This window comes from Halomonas sp. BN3-1 (assembly GCF_003056325.1).
GTDB lineage: Bacteria > Pseudomonadota > Gammaproteobacteria > Pseudomonadales > Halomonadaceae > Halomonas > Halomonas litopenaei.
Map to the genome: position 1 here is coordinate 1 of NZ_PYVV01000054.1, position 553 is coordinate 553.

Consider the following 553-nt stretch of genomic DNA (forward strand, 5'->3'; position numbering starts at 1 on the left):
CCAAAGGGTCTGTCAATCGATGATGTCACGACAATTGCCGGATACGCTTGAAACGTATCTTACTTTGTCAGCATGATATACATTGTTAAAGAGCGTTAGAGCAAAAGCTCTAAGCGAGAGACTTGATACCGCCTGATGGCGAACAAGTATCTTGCTTAGAACTTGACGACTGTTTACTTGAGACCGAAGAAATGGTGGAGCCTAGCGGGATCGAACCGCTGACCTCAACACTGCCAGTGTTGCGCTCTCCCAGCTGAGCTAAGGCCCCATATCGATTTGGGTTGTTGACTAGAACCAGCTGAGAAATGGTGGGTCTGGGCAGATTTGAACTGCCGACCTCACCCTTATCAGGGGTGCGCTCTAACCAACTGAGCTACAGACCCATTTGTCACGCTGGGTCTTAGCATTTAACCCAAACAGTCACTGCTCTTGCTTGATCAGGTAATTCATTGTGAGCACTTACCGACAGTCAGATGACGTGTCGTTTAAGGAGGTGATCCAGCCGCAGGTTCCCCTACGGCTACCTTGTTACGACTTCACCCCAGTCATGAAC

Annotated in this window: 2 tRNA genes and 1 rRNA gene; all 3 read right to left on the reverse strand. The window is 49.2% G+C overall.

The features are described 5' to 3' along the window. Positions 1-192 precede the first annotated feature (192 nt). Positions 193-268: transfer RNA gene (locus C9F12_RS22265), tRNA-Ala, on the reverse strand. A 38-nt stretch (positions 269-306) separates the two neighbouring features. Continuing rightward, positions 307-383 (reverse strand) — tRNA-Ile (locus C9F12_RS22270). 103 nt (positions 384-486) lie between these two features. After that, positions 487-553: ribosomal RNA gene (locus C9F12_RS22275) — 16S ribosomal RNA — on the reverse strand; the annotation flags it as partial.